Source organism: Pseudomonas plecoglossicida NBRC 103162 = DSM 15088 (genome assembly GCF_000730665.1).
GTDB lineage: Bacteria > Pseudomonadota > Gammaproteobacteria > Pseudomonadales > Pseudomonadaceae > Aquipseudomonas > Aquipseudomonas plecoglossicida.
This window is the reverse complement of record NZ_BBIV01000055.1, coordinates 24150-39947: the sequence shown is the minus strand read 5'-3', so window position 1 is coordinate 39947 and position 15798 is coordinate 24150. Positions and strand designations below refer to the sequence as shown.

Here is a 15798-nt window from a genome sequence, read left to right as displayed (position 1 = left end):
TCGCTACCAAACGAAAGGGTGACGGCTGTACGCAGGTTGGTAGACCGGGAATCAAGGAAACCGGCGCGCACGAAGGCGCCCTACGCACAGCCGCCATAGAACGAAACAGCGGGCACAAAAAAGCGCCAACTGTATCGCAGAGCGGGCGCTTGTGCGCCTTGATTGATCGCGGGCTACCAAACCCGGCTGCTGGATTGACAGCAACGCGCAGAGACTACCGGTGTCGGGGAGGGGTTTCAAGGGTGGCGTAATTTCAGAAACACATTGGGGCTGACGGGTGAATGTCTTGGTTTTTGCAGCGCCCATGAAATCGAACGCTGCCCCACCAAAGGCGAACCCCCTGCCCCCACCCCCTCACTCCTGCTGATACTGACTCAGGTACTTGTCCACCCCCGCCTTGCCATCCCCCGCATCCCCCGCCACTTGCCACAACCGCCGCTCGATCCCCTGGGCCAGCAAGTGCCCCACCGCCGCCTCGATCGCCGACAGCACGCACAGCTGGGCCGGCTCGTTGGTGGTGTAGCCCACCTCCGCCTCAAGCAGCTTCTTGAACTCGATGAACTTGAACACCCCCGCGCTACGCCCGATCGAGTAGATGGTCTTGCTGGTCATCACGTTGGCCAGCACCTGCCCGGTACGCACATCCACTGCCCGCAGGTTCACCGTCACCTGGTCGACCCGGTACTCGCGGGAGATGTCGATACCCAGGTAGCGCGCCCCTTCCCCACCACTGCGCACGTTGGTGTCGTAGGCGATGATGCCGCCCTCCAGCATCAGGTTGGCAGCCTGCAGCGGTGGCAGCTCGCCCATGATGTTCTCGGCAACGTCAGGCTTCTTCTGCGAGGCGCGGATGATCTTGCGCTCGGTCAGCAGGTTCTGCAGGCCTTCACGTTCCAGCACCACGAACCAGCCACTGGCACTCAGGGCATCCATCAGCATGCTCGCCGCCCCCTGGGTGACGCTGGTGGAAAACGAACTGGCCGGGGTCGGCTTGTATTGCCCGGTCTGGTCGCGGAAGCCATACACCACCGCCATCAGCCGCCCTTTGGGCCGCGGCATGTTGATCAGGTCGTAGTAAGTCGATGCCCGCGGCGTCAGGGTCGGCGTGCCGGTGTCCTGCTCGGCCGGCATCGGCTCGCGCAGGATACCGGAACAACCTTGCAGGGTGGCCAGTATCAGTAAAGTGCTCAGCAGTCGTTTCATGGTGCGCTCTCCCCAAATGACGATCCTGTCCCTCTCAGGGGTTCAGGCCGCTGACCTCGATGACTGAAATTTCGCCAGTGGCGCGGTCAGTGACTTTGATGCTCAAGGCCCCGGAGTCGTCGATCACATCGATGAGGAACGAGTCGGTAGCCATGCTCCCGGTCTTGCCATTGCTGATGTTGTCCAGCAGCTGCGACAGCATCCGCGACTCGAGTTGGTTGCTGAAGCGCTCCAGGGCCGTGGTACCGCTCAGCGACGAGGTGCGGTCCTTGAGGTCTGGGTCGTCATAGTCGTTCTGCGCCTGGGCGTTGTTCAGCAGCCAGGTGCCGTTCAGCGGGTTGCCACCGAACGCCGGGTTGACCGGGGTGTATACAAGCTCGGTGGCCTGGGCGGCGAAGGCGCTGGCCAGCAGGCAAGCCGCGATACTTTGCGCAATGCGAGTGTTCATAGCTCATCCCTCTCCAGATCAGTGGTGTCCTGGAGCAGGCGCTGCAGCTTGCGCTGCACGACTTCTTGCCTGACCAGATCGGCGGCCGCGATGGCCTCTTCTTTTAATTGGGTGACATTGGGCGGCAGAAAGCGGCGGTACAGCACGTCGCGGTCGAACTCCACGGTCACCAGGCTCCCCCAGCGTGCATCCGGACGTTCGCGCACCACCAGGTTGAAATCCAGGCGGCTGGTGGCACGCAGACGGTCGGCGAAGTAGAAGTAAAAATCGTGGCCGATGTGCGAGATGGTGTTGTCGACGATAAAACCCTTCATCTCGTCTTCGGCGTCGGCGTGCGCCACGCCAGGTACGCCGGCAGCCAGCAGCAAGCCCATGCTCAGGCAAAAAACGTTGAGTCCTTTCATGGCGTGTCTCCCGCGCCGGTATGGGGTTGCGCGCCACTGGCGCTTTCGTTGAAGGCTTGCTCGGCGACGAACTGCCAGTCGCTGTAGTGCTCCAGCCCTTCGAACCCGGACCACTGGGTGTCGAAGCCACTGCGTTTGAACGGGGTAGCGTCGGAGCGGCTGTGCACGCCGGTGATACGGCCGTCGATCGAACGCAGCAGGCCCCAGTCGTCGCTGCCGGTGATCGGGTCCGGGTACAGCCTGCGCAGGTGCCGCTGGGCCTGAGGGAAGCGGTTGTCTTCAAGCAGGTCGGCCAGCTCCTGCGGGTACTGGGCAAGGCCGGGCGATGCGCGGTAGTAGCTGCGCAGCGCCTGGGCATACTGACCGCCCACCCACAGCAGCTGGCGCTCTTGCTCGCGCTGGGCGACGGTAGACCAGAGGGTGCCGCTGGCGGCCAGGGCCACCGAGCTGACCGCGATCAGCAACAGCACGCCCAGGTAGGTGAAGCCGGCGCAGGCTTTACCACTCAGCGAAGAGGCTGCCATCACGCGCCCTCCCTGTAGCACCGCTCTTGATATCGGCCACGCCGCCGGCCACGCCTTCGGGCGGTGGCACCAGCTGCCAGGCATCGCTGCGCTCGGTGATCGGGTCGACCGGGGTGTTGCGCAGGTAGCGCTGCTCCACCAGTTGCTCCAGCGAGTCGGGATAGTGACCGGTGTCGCCGTAGTAGTGGTCCAGGGACTCACGCAGCACCGCCAGGCTCTGGCGCAGGGTGGCTTCGCGGGAGCTCTCCAGGCTGTTGAAGTAGCGCGGCATGGCGATGGTCATCAGCGTGGCGATGATCGCCATGACCACCAGCAGTTCGATCAGGGTGAAGCCTCGGCTGCGTTTCATGGCCGTCACCATTGCCCGTAGGGGATGTTGTTGAGCCCTTTGCCACGGGCCTTGGAATACACATCGAAGACGTCCTCGCCTTCGCGTGGGTTGTCCGGGCTGCTGGCGTAGGCACGCAGGCCCCAGCCACCCTCGTCGTCGCCCTTGGCCGCCACCAGCGGGTCGCGGGGGATGCGCCGCAGGAAGTAGAACTTGGCGCCCTTGGCGCTGCGCACATCACGGACACCGTCCACCAGCACCTGCAGGTTCGGCGGGTAGCCGCTGGCATCCAGGCGTTTTTCGATGAAGCCGGCGTCGAAGGCACGCTTGTAGGCATCGATGGCGTCGCGGATCTGGTACAGCGCCTCGCGCAACTGCTGCTCCTTGCCACGGCGCACCACGGTCTCGGTCAGCGGCGCGGCCATGCTGGCGAGCAGCCCGAGCAGTGCCAGGGTCAGCACCACTTCGATCAGGCTGAAGCCTTGCATGCGGCGTTTCATGGCCGTGGGCTCGGGGTCGAAGGCACGACGGCCATCTGGCTGTCGGCGGCCGGGGTGATCGGTTCGACGGTCGGCGAATCGGCCGGCACGGCGCCGGCGGGCAAAGGTGGCGCCAACTGGCGCACTTGCATGGCCGACTCGGTGCCGGTAGAGAATTCCATGTCCGACGGGCTCTGGTACGGCAGGTTGCGCACGATGCGCGGGGTGATCGCCAGCACCAGCTCGGACTTGCTCATGTCGTCGCGGTTGCTGCCGAACAGCCGGCCCAGGCCTGGAATGTCGCCAAGGCCCGGGATCTTGTTGCCGCTGGAGGTCTTGTCGTTGCGCACCAGGCCTGCCAGCACCTGGGTTTCGCCGTCGTGCAGGCGCAGGCTGGTCTGGGCGTTGCGGGTGTCGACCTGGACCGGGATAGTGCCTTGGCGAGTGGGTTCCAGCGGCGTGGCGTTGCTGACTTCCAGCGCCACCTTGATCGCCACTTCGTTGTTCAGGTGCACGGTGGGCTGCACTTCTAGCTTCAGACCCACGTCCAGGTAAGTGACGCTCTCGGTAATCACCGGGCCCTGGGTCGAAGGCACCGAGGTGGCGCTGATGATCGGTACCCGCTGGCCGATGTGGATGCGCGCCTGCTCGCGGTTGCTGACGCGGATCACCGGGCTTGCCAGGGTGTTGATGTCCTTGTCCGAGGCGTTGATCTTGGCTTGCGGCGCCGGCGAGATGCTGATGCGGCTGGAGTCGATGCCACGCAACTGGTCGAGCACGCTGACCGGGTTGCCGTCATCGGTCAGCACGCCAAAGGTGTTCGGCCATTGCAGGCCGAGGTCGAGGATGCGCGAACGGGCCACCTCCATCACCTCCACTTCCAGCACCACCTCGGGGTTGGACTGGTCCTGGGACTGCAGCAGTTTCTCGGCCATGCGCACGGCGTCGGGGGTGTCGCGCATGGTCATGGTGTTCAGGCGTTCGTCGACGAACACGTCGCGGGTCTTGAGCATGGTCTTGACCATGTTCAGTGCGGTGTTGGCGTCGATGCTGGTGAGGTAGAAGGTGCGCATGACCAGTTCCTGGTAGTCCTTGGTCTTCTGCGGCGAGTCGGGGTAGATCATCAGGGTGTTGTCGTTGACGATCTTCTGGCGCAGCTGGTTCTGCTCCAGCAGCAGCGCCACGGCGTCCTCGATGCGCACATCGCGCACGAAGATGGTGGCTTTCATGTCCGGGCGCAGGTCCTTGTCGAAGATGAAGTTGATGCCAGCCACCTGGGACAGCACTTCGAAGATGGTCTTCAGCGCGGCGTCGCGAAACTCCAGGGTCACCGGGCGCTCCAGCTTGCTGCGCAGTTGCGGGAACGGCTGCGCGGTGCGTGCCTGGACGTTCTCCAGGTCGCTGCGCAGCATGATGCCCTTCTGGTTTGACGGGTCCAGGCGCAGCACTTCGCGCACGTAGCGCTCGGCACCGAACAGGTCACCCTGGCGCAAGGCGGCCTGGCCGAGGGCGATGCGGTCGTCGAGGGTGCGCATCAGCTCCAGCTGGCGGATGCCTTCCTGGGCGCGGCGGTTGTTGGGTTCGATGGTCAGCACCCGGCCATAGCCCAGGCGCGCGCCGGCGACATCGTGGCGGATGCGGTCGCTGTCGGCCTGGGTGAGCAGCGCCTCGACCGCTTCCTGGCGGCCGTGGGCCAGGGCGATGTTCAGTTCGGTGTCACGCGGGTCGTCGCGCAGGGCCTCTTCCAGGCGGGCGATGCCGGCCTCGTACTGGCCCTCCTTCATCAGCTCCTGGCTGTCCTTGCGCACCGCGCTCGATCCGCAGCCGGCAATGGCCACGCACAGCGCCAGGAGCATGAACGGAGCCGGCTTGCACAACTTCGATGACTTCATGGTGCGCTCCCGACAGACAGAGTCTGCGACTGGTGCAAGGGCAGGTAGACCAGGTCCAGCTCGTTGGCCGAGACCCGGTCGAGGCGGTAGGTTTGGTCGATCACGTCGCCCTGGCGCACGACGTAGAGCTTTTCGCCGCTCTGCAGGAAGATCTGCAGGTCTTCGCGATCGCCGATGCGGCCGACGAACTGGAATGGCAGTGCTGGGGCAGTGGCGGCAGCAGCCACGACGGGGGCGGCGACCACGGGTTGTTCAGTGACGGTGGCCAGGGCCTGGGGCTTGGTCCATTGCTGGCGGGGGAACAGATCTCTTGACGCCTGTTCTGGCCCTTTCGCCGGCAAGCCGGCTGCCACAGGGGCTGCGGGTGCCGCAGAACCTGTGGCAGCCGGCTTGCCGGCGATCGAGGCCACCTCGCTCTCCTCGCCGAACCAGTGCCCAGGTGCCCAGGCCAATGCCCCGGAGAGCCCCAGAAACCCTGCCCACATCACCGCACGCTGAGTATTCATCACGACCTCGACAGGTAAAGGGTCATGCGCAGGCGGCCATTGAGCTCGCTGTCGCCGATGCGTTTGCGCTGCAGCTCCAGGTCTTCCAGCACCAGGGTCGGCAACTGGCCGATCAGGCCCTTGAGGAAGCTGCGCAGCTGCGGATAGCTGCCGCGCACCGGCAGCACGATCTGGTAGCGCGCCAGTTGCGTTTTCGGGTCGACTCCCAATGCATATTCACCCCGCGCGAGGGTGATGCGCTGGGCACTGGCCAAGTGGTACAGGCGCTCGATCAGCTCGCTCGCCTCGGGCTGGCCCGGCAGCTGCTGACGCAGGCTGTCCAGCGCCTGCTGCTCGGGTTTGACGGCAATCTTCAGCTCGCCGCGCTTGACCCGTTCCAGCTGGGCGCTGGCATCCGCCTCGCTGGCTTGCAGCTCGCGCAGCGCCTGCCACTGCGGCAGCACGCCGGCCAGCGCCACGCCCACCGCCAGCACGCCGACGGCGACTGCCGACAGGGCCACGGGCCCCGTGCGGCGCAGGTACTCCTCGACAAGCAGGCGATTGATCGATTCAGGGACGCGCATGACCGGTCTCCCAGGTGGCAGTGAGGTTGAAGCGCACCGGGTGCTCGGGCTGGCCGGACACCACCTCGTGGTTGAGCAACGACACATCGCTGAGCTCGGCGCTCTGCTCCAGGCGCTGGTGGTACTGCAGCATCGCCTCCAGGTTGCGCGCCTCGGCGGTGATGCGAACCTGGCCCTTGCGTGCATCCGGGGTCAGGCTGAGCAACGCCACATCTTCCTGGGGCTGCGCTTCGAGCATGGCGAACAGTTGCTGCCAAGGCCGTTGCAGCTGCTGCGAGACGTTGCGCATCTGCGCCAGGCGTTCGGCCTGCTCACGGCTGGCGGCGCTGTTCTGTGGCGCGGCGGTGGCCGGGCGGCGGCCCAGTTGCATCTCCATGCCATGCACGCGACCCTCCAGTTCGACCTGTTCGGCCTGCAGGTGCTGCTGCAGCAGTACCATCCCGGCAACCACGATCCCGGCCACGGCCAGCAGCGACCAGGCCAGCGGGCTGGTGCGCCGGGGTTGGAATTCCAGGTCGAGGCGGCGCATCTCAGGCCACCGCCCGCCACATGGCGCACAGCGGGTCGCTGTCGCCGGCGGGTTGGCACAGCTGCACCGCCGCCAGTTGCGACACATCGCCCCGTCCCGGGGCATGCAGGTAGACCGGTGGCAGCTGTTCGCCGTACAGCTCGCAGGTGCGGTCGATCAGGGCCTGCAGCGCCTGGTCGCTGTCCGCGCACCCTTGCGCCAGCACTTGTTGCCAGGCACCGCCGGCCGCCATCAGCAGTACGCTGCGCCGGGGCTCGGCCAGAACGAAGAGGAAGTCGCCCTGCCCCAGCTGCGCCGAGCAGCGGTTGTAGGCGGCCATCAGGTAGGGCTGTACCGAGCGCAGCTTCAGACGGCTTTCGTCACCCAGCGCCTGCAGCCCTTGCAGCAGTGCCTGCGGCAGCGCCGTAGCGATGCGCGCGGTGCCGGCGCGTTCCGGCGACAGGACGATGCGCCAGTCGTCCAGCGACTGCCCGTAGAGGTGTTCGAAGCAGGCCCTGGCATAGGCATCCAGCTCAGCCGATGTGCCGATGGCATCGCTCCATGGCACCAGGCAGAAGCGGCTGAAGCGAGCCGACAGCAGCACCCGCAGTTGCGCACCCCGCACGGCATGTTCGGCCAGCAGCGCGGCCAGCGCCTGCAGGGCAGGCTCCCAGGCCGGTTGCGCGGCGTCGCAGCTGAAGGCGCGGCTACCCAGCCATTGGTGTTGGTTGGCGTGCCAGCGACCCAGGCCGACACCCTCGGCGCCGAGCACAGCGCAAAAGCGATCAGGCGATAAATGTGACACGGTTGATCTCCTCAAGGGTGGTACGGCCCTCACGGACCAGGTCCAGGGCAGAGGCACGCAGCAGGCGCAGGCCACGCTGGCAGGCCAGCGTCTTGATCTGCGCCAGCGGGCGGCGTTCGACGATCATCTGCCGCAGGTCGTCATCCAGGTGCAGCAGTTCGGCAATGGCGCTGCGCCCGCGGTAACCGCTGCCACGGCACTGGCCGCAGCCCTGGGCGCGCACGAAATGCCAGCCGGCCACCGCTTCACGGGCCAGGCCCGAGGCGGCCAGGGTTTCGTCATCCACTTCGCAGGGCGTGCAGCAGTGCGGGCAGGCCAGGCGGATCAGGCGCTGGGCGAGCACGGCGTTGAGGGCGGAGACGAAGCTGTAGGGGTCGACCTGCATCTGGCTGAAGCGCCCGATCACGTCGAACACGTTGTTGGCGTGGATGGTGGTGAACACCAGGTGGCCGGTGAGCGCCGACTGCACGGCGATCTGCGCGGTGTCCGGGTCGCGGATCTCGCCAACCAGGATCTTGTCCGGGTCGTGACGCAGGATCGAGCGCAGGCCGCGGGCGAAGGTCAGGCCTTTCTTCTCGTTGACCGGGATCTGCAGCACGCCGGGCAACTGGTACTCGACCGGGTCTTCGATGGTGATGATCTTGTCAACGCCGTGGTTGATCTCGCTGATCATGGCGTACAGGGTGGTGGTCTTGCCGCTGCCGGTGGGGCCGGTGACCAGGATCATGCCGTAGGGCTCTGCAGCCAGGCGGCGCAGGGCGCGCAGGGTCTCGTCGGCGAACCCCAGGGCCTGCAGCTGGACACCGCTGACGCGGTCGGACAGGTCCTGTTTGTCGAGCACCCGCAGCACCGCGTCCTCGCCGAAGATGCTCGGCATGATCGACACACGGAAGTCGATCTGGCGCTCGCCGATGGCGATCTTGAAACGGCCGTCCTGGGGCACGCGCTTCTCGCCGATGTCCAGTTCGGCCATGACCTTGATGCGCGAGATCACCTGGTCGGCGAAGGCGCTGCCGCTGGCCTTGCCGGCGCCGTTGAGCACGCCGTCGATGCGGTACTTGATGGTCAGGCCCTGGCCGGTCATGCCCAGGTGGATGTCGCTGGCATGTTGCTTGAGGGCGTCGTAGAGGGTCGAGTTGACCAGCTTGACCACTTTGCTCTGGTCTTCGCTGATGCTGGTCAACGACAGCCGCTGCAGGGCGTCGGTATCGCTGCCGGCCTCGGCCTCGTGGTCCAGGGCATCGACGGCGTGGAAGCTTTCTTCGTGGCGGGCCAAAAGGGTTGCCAGGTCGGCGGCGTGGGCCAGGTACAGCGGTGCACCTTGCAGGATGTCATCGATCCAGGCCAGGCGGGCCGCGTCGAAGGGGTCGGCGAACACACCGAGCATTTCGCCGCCCTGCTCGATCAGCACGAATTCGCGTTTCAGGCACTGGGCCAGGCTGACCTTGTCGAAGCGCGGGGTGGCGGCCAGCAGCGACTGGCTGTCGAGCACCGGATAATGCAGGGTCAGGCCCAGGCGGCGCAGGAAGGTGTCTGGGGTTTCGGCGGCCAGGCGTTCGAGGCAGTTGAGCAGGCGCTCGTCGCTGGCTTGCAGGCGGGCCTGGGCGAGCAGCTCGCGGGGAAAGGGCCCTGTCGCTCCCACAGGATGAGCGCGATGCTCAGAAGTGTGCTGAACCTGTGGGAGCCGGCTTGCCGGCGATGAGGCCGAAACGCTGTGATCGATTACATCTGACATGGCCTGCGACTCCGCTCAGGGGGCGCGTCGCAGGCTGGCTCAATGAGGGCTGCGGGCGCCGCTATTCCCCAGTGAGCAGTTGTTCGTCGTCAGGTCCGGGGGGCTTGGCGCCATTACGTCGGCGGTCGGCCAGCACCCAGCTGCCATCGTACAACTGCAAGGGGAACGATTCGTTCCTGTTCTGGCGTCGTTCGACATACCCTTCGGCTGGATCATCAGTGGCCCTGCGCCGGCGCTCTATGCCCATCAGGTCGAGGATCGCGCGGGCCAGTTCCGCCAACGGGAACGGCTTGAACAGGACGTGAGTCACTCCCAGCTCGGCGGCCCGCTCACGGACCTCGACGGTCGGGTGGGCGGTGATCAGCACGAAGTGGCACTGCCTGTTCTTGCGCACGGTCTCCAGGACCTGAAACCCCTCCATGTCGGGCAAGCGGTAATCCAGCACTATCACTCGAGGCGCCAGGCTTTCAGCCTTTTCAATGCCGCTGGCACCGTCGTGGGCAACATGTACATCCAGGCCTTGCGCCTGCAGATACGCCTGCAGGTTCTGCGCAAGGGTCTGTTCGTCATCGACTACCAATACTCTGTTCACCAAGGTCGACTCCCATGTACTGCCCGGTTTCCCGGTCTGCGAAGTGCGCCCTTGTACAAGCTTGAGCAGGCTTCGTGCCAGGCGTGAATAGTCATGTTGCACCACTGTAAGTCATTGATCTTGCTGGCAAGACCCAATTGCCCCAAAACAGGCGAATACCCGCTTCCCCACATCCGGGGAAGATGATGGCACATCGCCAAGCCATAATTCCCCAGCATTGGGGGATCGCCTTGGGAACAACTCAGTCGGCGATCTGCACTGTAGCGGATTCGCGCAAACGTTGGCGCACGGATTGGCGCGATTGGGCCTGCAATTGCGCGACGAGCACATTCCTGGCCAGCTCCAGGCCCTGTTCCCGTATGACTGACGGGCTATCACTTTGGTTCGATGTTCCCTGCAGTCTTTGTTGGTTGGCCTGGTAAAAGGCCTCCACCTCGGCCTGACTGGGTGCATCGACCGCGCTGAGCTGGGCATAGGCCTGCTGTGCGGCCATCTCGTGGCGCATGTAGTCAGCGTACGCTGCCCGGTCGAAACCCGCATCCGCCAACCGTTGTTCGAACAGCGCCGGGCTGCCGAAGGCCGCCTCCAGCTCGCCAACCTGCGCTGACACCTGCTCGTCACTGACGACGATGCCGCAGCGCTGCGCCTCCTGCCACAGCAGTTCCTTGTCGATCAGCTCATCCAGGGCCTGGTCGCGCAGGCGTTTGTACAGGGTCGGGTTGCGGATGCTGCTCAGGGCACGGCCCTGAGCTTCGAGGTACTCGCTGAAATAGCGCTCCAGGCGCATCACCCCGATGTCCACGCCATTGACCCGCGCCGCGGGCATGTCGGCCCAGACCGCCTTGGCGAGCATCAGCAACAGGCACAGCAACAGGATACGCATGGAGACCTCCGCTCAAAGGCTGTCAGCCACAGGCCGGTAAGGGGCGACGGATGTAAAGCTTGGCCCGGGCAGGCCAACTGCAATCACATGGGCGCCCAGCATGCCCTGGCGCCGGCCGGGGCCGAAGCCGAGCGCCGGAGTCAGGCCGGTGTCGATGTCGTGCAGGCCCTCCAGGGCGACGACCAGCTGTTCGCGGCTGGCATCGCGGCCGATCTGCTTCAGGGCTTCGCCCAGCAGGCGCAGGGCGCACAGGGTGTTGACCTGCAGCGAGGCCTGGCGTGGGTCGAGGCCCAGGCGCTGCTCCAGGCTGGACAGGGTCGCCAGGCCCTGCACGGTCCAGTCGCTGGGCACGAATGGATAGGCCAGGAACACCCGCTGCGACCACTGCTCCGGTAGCCCCGCCACGGCAACCGCGACCTGGCTGGAGGCGGCGAACAGGTAGGGCTCGCGCCCCGCGGCCTGCAACGCTGCGGCCAGCTCGGCGAAGGCCTGGGGGCGGCCAAGGTAGACGATGCCCTGGCCCTCCACCGCCTGCCCGGCGAACGCCTCGATCGGTGGCGGCGACCAGCCTTGCTGCTGCAGGCGCTCACGCACCTGCTCGGCCAGCGCTGCGTGCTCGTCACCGGCGTAGACCACGCGCAGGTCGTCGGCGGCCAGGCCCAGCGTGCTGCGGGCGTGGCTGGCCAGGCTGAGCAGTTGGCTGGCCATGCTGGGCATGGGGTCGAAGATCTGCGCACTGCCGCCGCTGCGCGGGGTACTGCCGATCAGCGGCACCCCTTGACGTTCGAGCAGCTCAGGCAGGTTTTGATCGAGCATCGGGGCCATCGGCGTGACCAGGGCGAACACCTGCTCCTGGTCAAGCAGACGCTGCAAGGCGCGCTCGGCACTGGCCTGGTCGACACCGGGGTCGAGCACGATCAGTTGCAGGCGCCGGCCATGAATGCCGCCTTGTTGGTTGAGCCGCGCCACGCCGTCTTCGAGCACGGCGCGCACCACGTGGCCGGCCGAGGCCAGCGGCCCGCTGTCGGGCAACAAGGTGCCCAGGCGCAGTACACCCTCCTCCACGCCTGGATCGCGCTCCTCGCCGAGGCGCTTGAGGTAGGCGGTCAGGTTGCGCTGGTCGGCCAGGGTCAGGTCGAAACGCGGCATGGCCGGGTCCAGGCGGTTGCCGGCCGGGTCGACGCCGTGCTGGATGGCCCGGGCCAGGGTGGCCTCGGCGTAGGCCGGATAGAGGCGGCCGTTGACTTGCCGGCCGCCTTGGCCAAGGGCCAGGCGCTGCCAGTCGAGACTGGGAGGACGAACCCCACCCTCGGCGCGGCCACGGCCATCGCTGCCATGGCAGCTGGCGCACGGCAGCACGCTGGCGGGAACGCTCATGTCGCTGGCGCCGACCCGGGCGGTCAACTGCGCGTCGCTGCTGGAAATGCCTTCGCGGTACAGGCGTTTGCCTGCTTGTTCCTGGGGGGTGAGGTCCAGGGCCAAGGCTGGGGCGCAGAGGCTGATGGCGATGAGCATGGCCAGGGCTTTTAGGGTGCCTGAAGCGGCCCCATCGCCGGCAAGCCGGCTCCCACAAGGTGCCTGCGCGCTTGCAGCAACGGACGTGCTGTACCAGGGTTTCATGACTCACCGCCCAGCCAGAGGCTGTGCCAGCAGCTGCATGCGCTGGGCAATGGCCGCGGGCGGTGCATCCGGGCGGATCTTGCTCCAGCGCTTGCCGGCCACGTCGCCGGCGATCAGCTGGGTCGAATGCTGCTCGGGGCTGGGCAGGAACTGCCCGATGCGCCCGAGCACCAGGTCGACATTGGCCTTGTCGCCGGTCAGGAACAGCCAGTTGGCACTGTCCACGCCTTGTTTCTCGGCAAAGGCCTTGAGCGCCGCCGGGGTGTCGTTGAGCGGGTCGCTGCTGATCGAGACGAAAGTCACTTGGCTGGCCAGCTCCGGCCCCATGGCCTCGCGCACTTCGCGCAGCTTGCGGGTGATCAGCGGGCAGGCGTCGGTGCAATGGGTGAAGATCACGTTGAGCATCACCACCTTGTCCTTGAGCACATCGCTGTAGAAGCGCAGCTCGCGGCCGTTCTGGTCCTCAAGCACGGTGTCGGTGAACCAGGTCTGCGCATCGCGGGTGCCGCCACCGCTGGTCATGGTCTGCGGTGCCGGCTGTGGGCTCGGCGCGCTGGGCGCATGGCCATCATGGGCCATGGCCACGGAAGCGAAGATCCACAGGCAGGCGCTCAGGACCAGCCAGTCGAAGCTGCGCATGGTTGCTCGGGAAGTGACGTGGCTGCTCATGGCTGCACCTCGTGATGATCGGCGATGGCGGTGCTCTTGGCGTGCACCCGGCGGGCACTGAGGCGGTTGATTTCCTCGACCAGCACGGCGGGGTCGGTAAAGCCGTAGTAGCGCGTCCAGTGGCCGCTGCGGCCGTCACCCACGAGGATCAGCGGCGGGTGCTGACTGAGGTCGGCGCTGAAGCTGCCCAGGCCTTTCAGGGTTTCGGTGATGGCATAGGAGGTACCGGTCAGCCAGCTCCAGCCCGGGCCGTGCTGGAACGCCTTGGCGTAATGCTGCAGGCGCTTGGCATCGTCACGCTGCGGGTCGACGCTGATCGACACCAGCTGGATCTCCTCGCCCACCCGGCCACCGAGCTGCTGCTGGACCTTGCCCATGATCGACGACACCACCGGGCATACCGTGGTGCAGCTGGTGTAGATAAAGCCCATGACCACCAGGTGCTCGCCTACCAGGTCTTTCTCCAGGCGTACCGGCATGCCGTCCTGGTTCAGCAGCGAGACATCGGCAAAGCGCACGCTGGCCTTTTCCTGATGCGCCGCCGGCGGCTGGGCCGGCGCACCGTGGTCATGGCCGGCGTGGGCCAGGGCGAAATTGCTGGCCAGGGCCAGGCTCAGCACCAGCAGCTTGCAAGAATGCTTGGCGTTCATCGCACATTCCTCACGTCGGTCTGGGAAGCGTTGGTGGCTGCAGCCGGCAGCACGCGCAGGCTGGTGTAGTTGTCTTCGGCAAACTTGCGCCCCAGCGAGGGCGACTGCACGTGCAAGTACCAGGCGCCGGCTTCGGGCAACATCAGCGCCGCCTGGTACACGCCCTCGCCCACCTCTTCGAGCTGCTGGTTGTGCGGCATCGACGACGGTGCCAGGAAGTAGCGCAGGGTCAGGTCGTTCAGGCCCTGGCGCGGCCTTCCGTCGTCACCGACGATGCGCACCTTGGCGGTGATCGCGCTGTGCTGGGGCAACGGCTGGTCCAGGCCGATGAATTCGGCATGCGCGCCGTTGCGTTTGCTGGCGTCCGGTGCCGCTGCCACCTCGGTGCTGAAGCAGTGGATGATCTGTGGCTGGTTGAGCAGGAACGCCACGTCGAACTTGCCCGCCGCCGGCATCTTCACCGTCGAGCCGTATACTCCCGGCGCCAGCTCGCGCAGGCTGCGGTCGACGACCAGGGCTGCGCGGGCCTGGTGGCCACGGTTGTTGTAGCCGGACATCGGCGCGTTCATGCCTTCGGCGTAGAAGTAGGTGGTGTTGTCCACCGGGTTGACCACGAACACCGAGTTGTCGTCGCGCGACACCGACAAGCCTTGGGCCAGCGGCAGGTCACCGGCCTGGCGCGGGGCGGCGGGGCCCGCCTCGAAGCTCTGGATGATCGGCTGGCGCCCTTCGCCCAGGCTGCTCAGGTTGATCATGCTGACCTTGGAGGAGGCCAGGCCGCGCACGTAGGCATAGCCTTTGGTGAAGGTCAGCTGGTACGGCTCGGCGGACACCGGAATGCGGTGGATCAGTTGGTCGGTACTGGCATCGATCACCAGCGCCTGGTTTTCCAGGGTGTTGAGCACGATGCCGTAGCGGCCATCGCTGCTGAAGCGCATCGGCCCCAGGCCCTGCTCGGCTTTGACCGTGTGGCGCAGCTGGTGGCTGCGGGCGTCGTACACCCGCACCGTACCTTCCTGGCCGTCACTGACGTACACCGCCTGGGACAGTGCCGAATACGCCACCGCCAGGGGATGGGGGCCTACCTCCAGGGTCTTGGCCAGGCGCATCTCGGGGATGTCGATGACGCTCAGGGTGCCGCCGTCGCGGTTGCTGACGAAGGCCCAGCGCGAATCGCTGCTGAAGGCGATCTCGTGGTGCCCGGAGCCGGTGGCGAAGCTTTTCAGCGTGCTGCGGCTGGGCACGTCGATCACCGTCACCCCGCCCTTGGCCGGGTCGTCGCTGTTGTTGCCGACCCACAGCCGGCGCTGGTCCGGCTGCAAGGCCACGCGAAGCGGTTGCTCGCCGGCATCCAGGGTGGCTTCGCGGGTGAAGGTTTCGGTGTCGATGAGCGCCACCTTGCCGCGTTCGGGGATCGACACGAACACCTGCTTGTCGTCGCTGGTGGCGACCCAGTCCATCGGGCGCCCTGGCAGGTCGATGCGCGCCATGGTGCTGGTCACCCCGCCCACCGAGACGGTCGGGTCGATCACCGTCAGGCTGGCATCCTTGTTCAGCACCAGCAGGAAGTAGCTGTTCAGGTCCAGCAGTGGCCGGGCGCCGATGCTGCTCTTGAGGAACAGCGCGACGCGGGCCTTGCAACTGTTGTCACGGCTGGCTTCCAGGGGCGCCGACTGCGCCGGGTCGATCCATGCCCCCGGTGCCATGCCCGACAGCGGCTGGCCGCTGGTCTGGTCGGTGACCTTGAAGCGGATGTTGGCGAACGCCCCCTCCCGCACCGCGTCACCGGCCAGCGGCCGCGCCTCGAATTCCACGGTCACGCCGTCCCGGCTGAGCCGATGCAGGGCCTGCGGATCTGCAGGTTCCTGCAGCAGCTCGCGGGGGTCGCACCAGAGGTTTTCGTAAGCCACGCCCAGTCCGATCAGACCCACTCCCATTACCAAGCCAAGATACGCAGAGCGAAGTTTCTTATTGTTGGTACGCATGCGC

18 protein-coding genes are annotated in these 15798 nt (G+C 66.3%); all 18 read right to left on the bottom strand.

Going from position 1 to position 15798, the window contains the following annotated elements; genetic code table 11:
* Positions 1-354: 354 nt before the first annotated feature.
* The 18 genes from PPL01S_RS22500 to PPL01S_RS22415 all read right to left on the bottom strand — a co-directional run bounded on the left by PPL01S_RS22500 (position 355) and on the right by PPL01S_RS22415 (position 15794).
* Positions 355-1203 carry a CsgG/HfaB family protein gene (locus PPL01S_RS22500; RefSeq protein ID WP_028626167.1) on the bottom strand — a complete coding sequence of 283 codons (849 nt, stop codon included), beginning with the start codon at positions 1201-1203 and terminating at the stop codon, positions 355-357.
* A gap of 34 nt (positions 1204-1237) precedes the next feature.
* A complete protein-coding gene (locus PPL01S_RS22495; protein ID WP_028626166.1) occupies positions 1238-1651 on the bottom strand; it encodes a curli assembly protein CsgF in 414 nt (137 codons plus the stop codon).
* A complete protein-coding gene (gene csgE, locus PPL01S_RS22490; protein WP_028626165.1) occupies positions 1648-2055 on the bottom strand; it encodes a curli production assembly/transport protein CsgE in 408 nt (135 codons plus the stop codon). The genes PPL01S_RS22495 and csgE overlap by 4 nt, the downstream gene beginning before the upstream one ends.
* Entirely contained in the window at positions 2052-2579 is a 528-nt protein-coding gene (locus tag PPL01S_RS22485; RefSeq protein WP_016394784.1) for a type II secretion system protein, read from the bottom strand. The genes csgE and PPL01S_RS22485 overlap by 4 nt, the downstream gene beginning before the upstream one ends.
* Complete coding sequence (locus PPL01S_RS22480) at positions 2554-2928, bottom strand: type II secretion system protein (protein WP_016394785.1); 375 nt, start codon at positions 2926-2928, stop codon at positions 2554-2556. The genes PPL01S_RS22485 and PPL01S_RS22480 overlap by 26 nt, the downstream gene beginning before the upstream one ends.
* A gap of 5 nt (positions 2929-2933) precedes the next feature.
* Positions 2934-3407 carry a type II secretion system protein gene (locus PPL01S_RS22475; protein WP_033743826.1) on the bottom strand — a complete coding sequence of 158 codons (474 nt, stop codon included), beginning with the start codon at positions 3405-3407 and terminating at the stop codon, positions 2934-2936.
* Positions 3404-5278, bottom strand: coding sequence for a secretin GspD/PilQ domain-containing protein (locus PPL01S_RS22470; RefSeq protein WP_016394787.1), 1875 nt, complete (start codon positions 5276-5278; stop codon positions 3404-3406). Before PPL01S_RS22470 ends, PPL01S_RS22475 begins: the two co-directional genes overlap by 4 nt.
* Positions 5275-5784, bottom strand: a complete 510-nt coding sequence (locus PPL01S_RS22465) for a hypothetical protein (RefSeq protein ID WP_016394788.1) — start codon at positions 5782-5784, stop codon at positions 5275-5277. The genes PPL01S_RS22470 and PPL01S_RS22465 overlap by 4 nt, the downstream gene beginning before the upstream one ends.
* Positions 5784-6347, bottom strand: a complete 564-nt coding sequence (locus PPL01S_RS22460) for a GspMb/PilO family protein (protein ID WP_028626164.1) — start codon at positions 6345-6347, stop codon at positions 5784-5786. Before PPL01S_RS22460 ends, PPL01S_RS22465 begins: the two co-directional genes overlap by 1 nt.
* A complete protein-coding gene (locus tag PPL01S_RS22455; RefSeq protein ID WP_028626163.1) occupies positions 6334-6876 on the bottom strand; it encodes a PilN domain-containing protein in 543 nt (180 codons plus the stop codon). The genes PPL01S_RS22460 and PPL01S_RS22455 overlap by 14 nt, the downstream gene beginning before the upstream one ends.
* Position 6877: 1 nt before the next feature.
* A complete protein-coding gene (locus tag PPL01S_RS22450) occupies positions 6878-7660 on the bottom strand; it encodes a hypothetical protein (RefSeq protein ID WP_028626162.1) in 783 nt (260 codons plus the stop codon).
* Positions 7641-9395 carry a GspE/PulE family protein gene (locus tag PPL01S_RS22445; protein WP_244212798.1) on the bottom strand — a complete coding sequence of 585 codons (1755 nt, stop codon included), beginning with the start codon at positions 9393-9395 and terminating at the stop codon, positions 7641-7643. Before PPL01S_RS22445 ends, PPL01S_RS22450 begins: the two co-directional genes overlap by 20 nt.
* A 61-nt stretch (positions 9396-9456) precedes the next feature.
* The gene (locus PPL01S_RS22440; protein WP_028626161.1) at positions 9457-9990 is read right to left on the bottom strand and encodes a response regulator; all 534 of its coding nucleotides are present in this window, start codon (positions 9988-9990) and stop codon (positions 9457-9459) included.
* Positions 9991-10228: 238 nt separating this feature from the next.
* Complete coding sequence (locus tag PPL01S_RS22435; protein ID WP_028626160.1) at positions 10229-10870, bottom strand: SurA N-terminal domain-containing protein; 642 nt, start codon at positions 10868-10870, stop codon at positions 10229-10231.
* Positions 10871-10882: 12 nt separating this feature from the next.
* Positions 10883-12385: a cytochrome c/ABC transporter substrate-binding protein gene (locus PPL01S_RS22430; RefSeq protein ID WP_028626159.1), complete on the bottom strand. Its 1503-nt coding sequence runs from the start codon at positions 12383-12385 to the stop codon at positions 10883-10885.
* Between the two features lie 108 nt (positions 12386-12493).
* On the bottom strand, positions 12494-13159 hold the full coding sequence (locus PPL01S_RS22425) for an SCO family protein (protein ID WP_016394796.1): 666 nt from the start codon (positions 13157-13159) through the stop codon (positions 12494-12496).
* Positions 13156-13809 (bottom strand): SCO family protein, encoded by a 654-nt coding sequence (locus tag PPL01S_RS22420; RefSeq protein WP_016394797.1) that lies wholly within the window; start codon positions 13807-13809, stop codon positions 13156-13158. The genes PPL01S_RS22425 and PPL01S_RS22420 overlap by 4 nt, the downstream gene beginning before the upstream one ends.
* A complete protein-coding gene (locus tag PPL01S_RS22415) occupies positions 13806-15794 on the bottom strand; it encodes a cytochrome D1 domain-containing protein (RefSeq protein WP_033743823.1) in 1989 nt (662 codons plus the stop codon). Before PPL01S_RS22415 ends, PPL01S_RS22420 begins: the two co-directional genes overlap by 4 nt.
* Between the last annotated feature and the right edge of the window lie 4 nt (positions 15795-15798).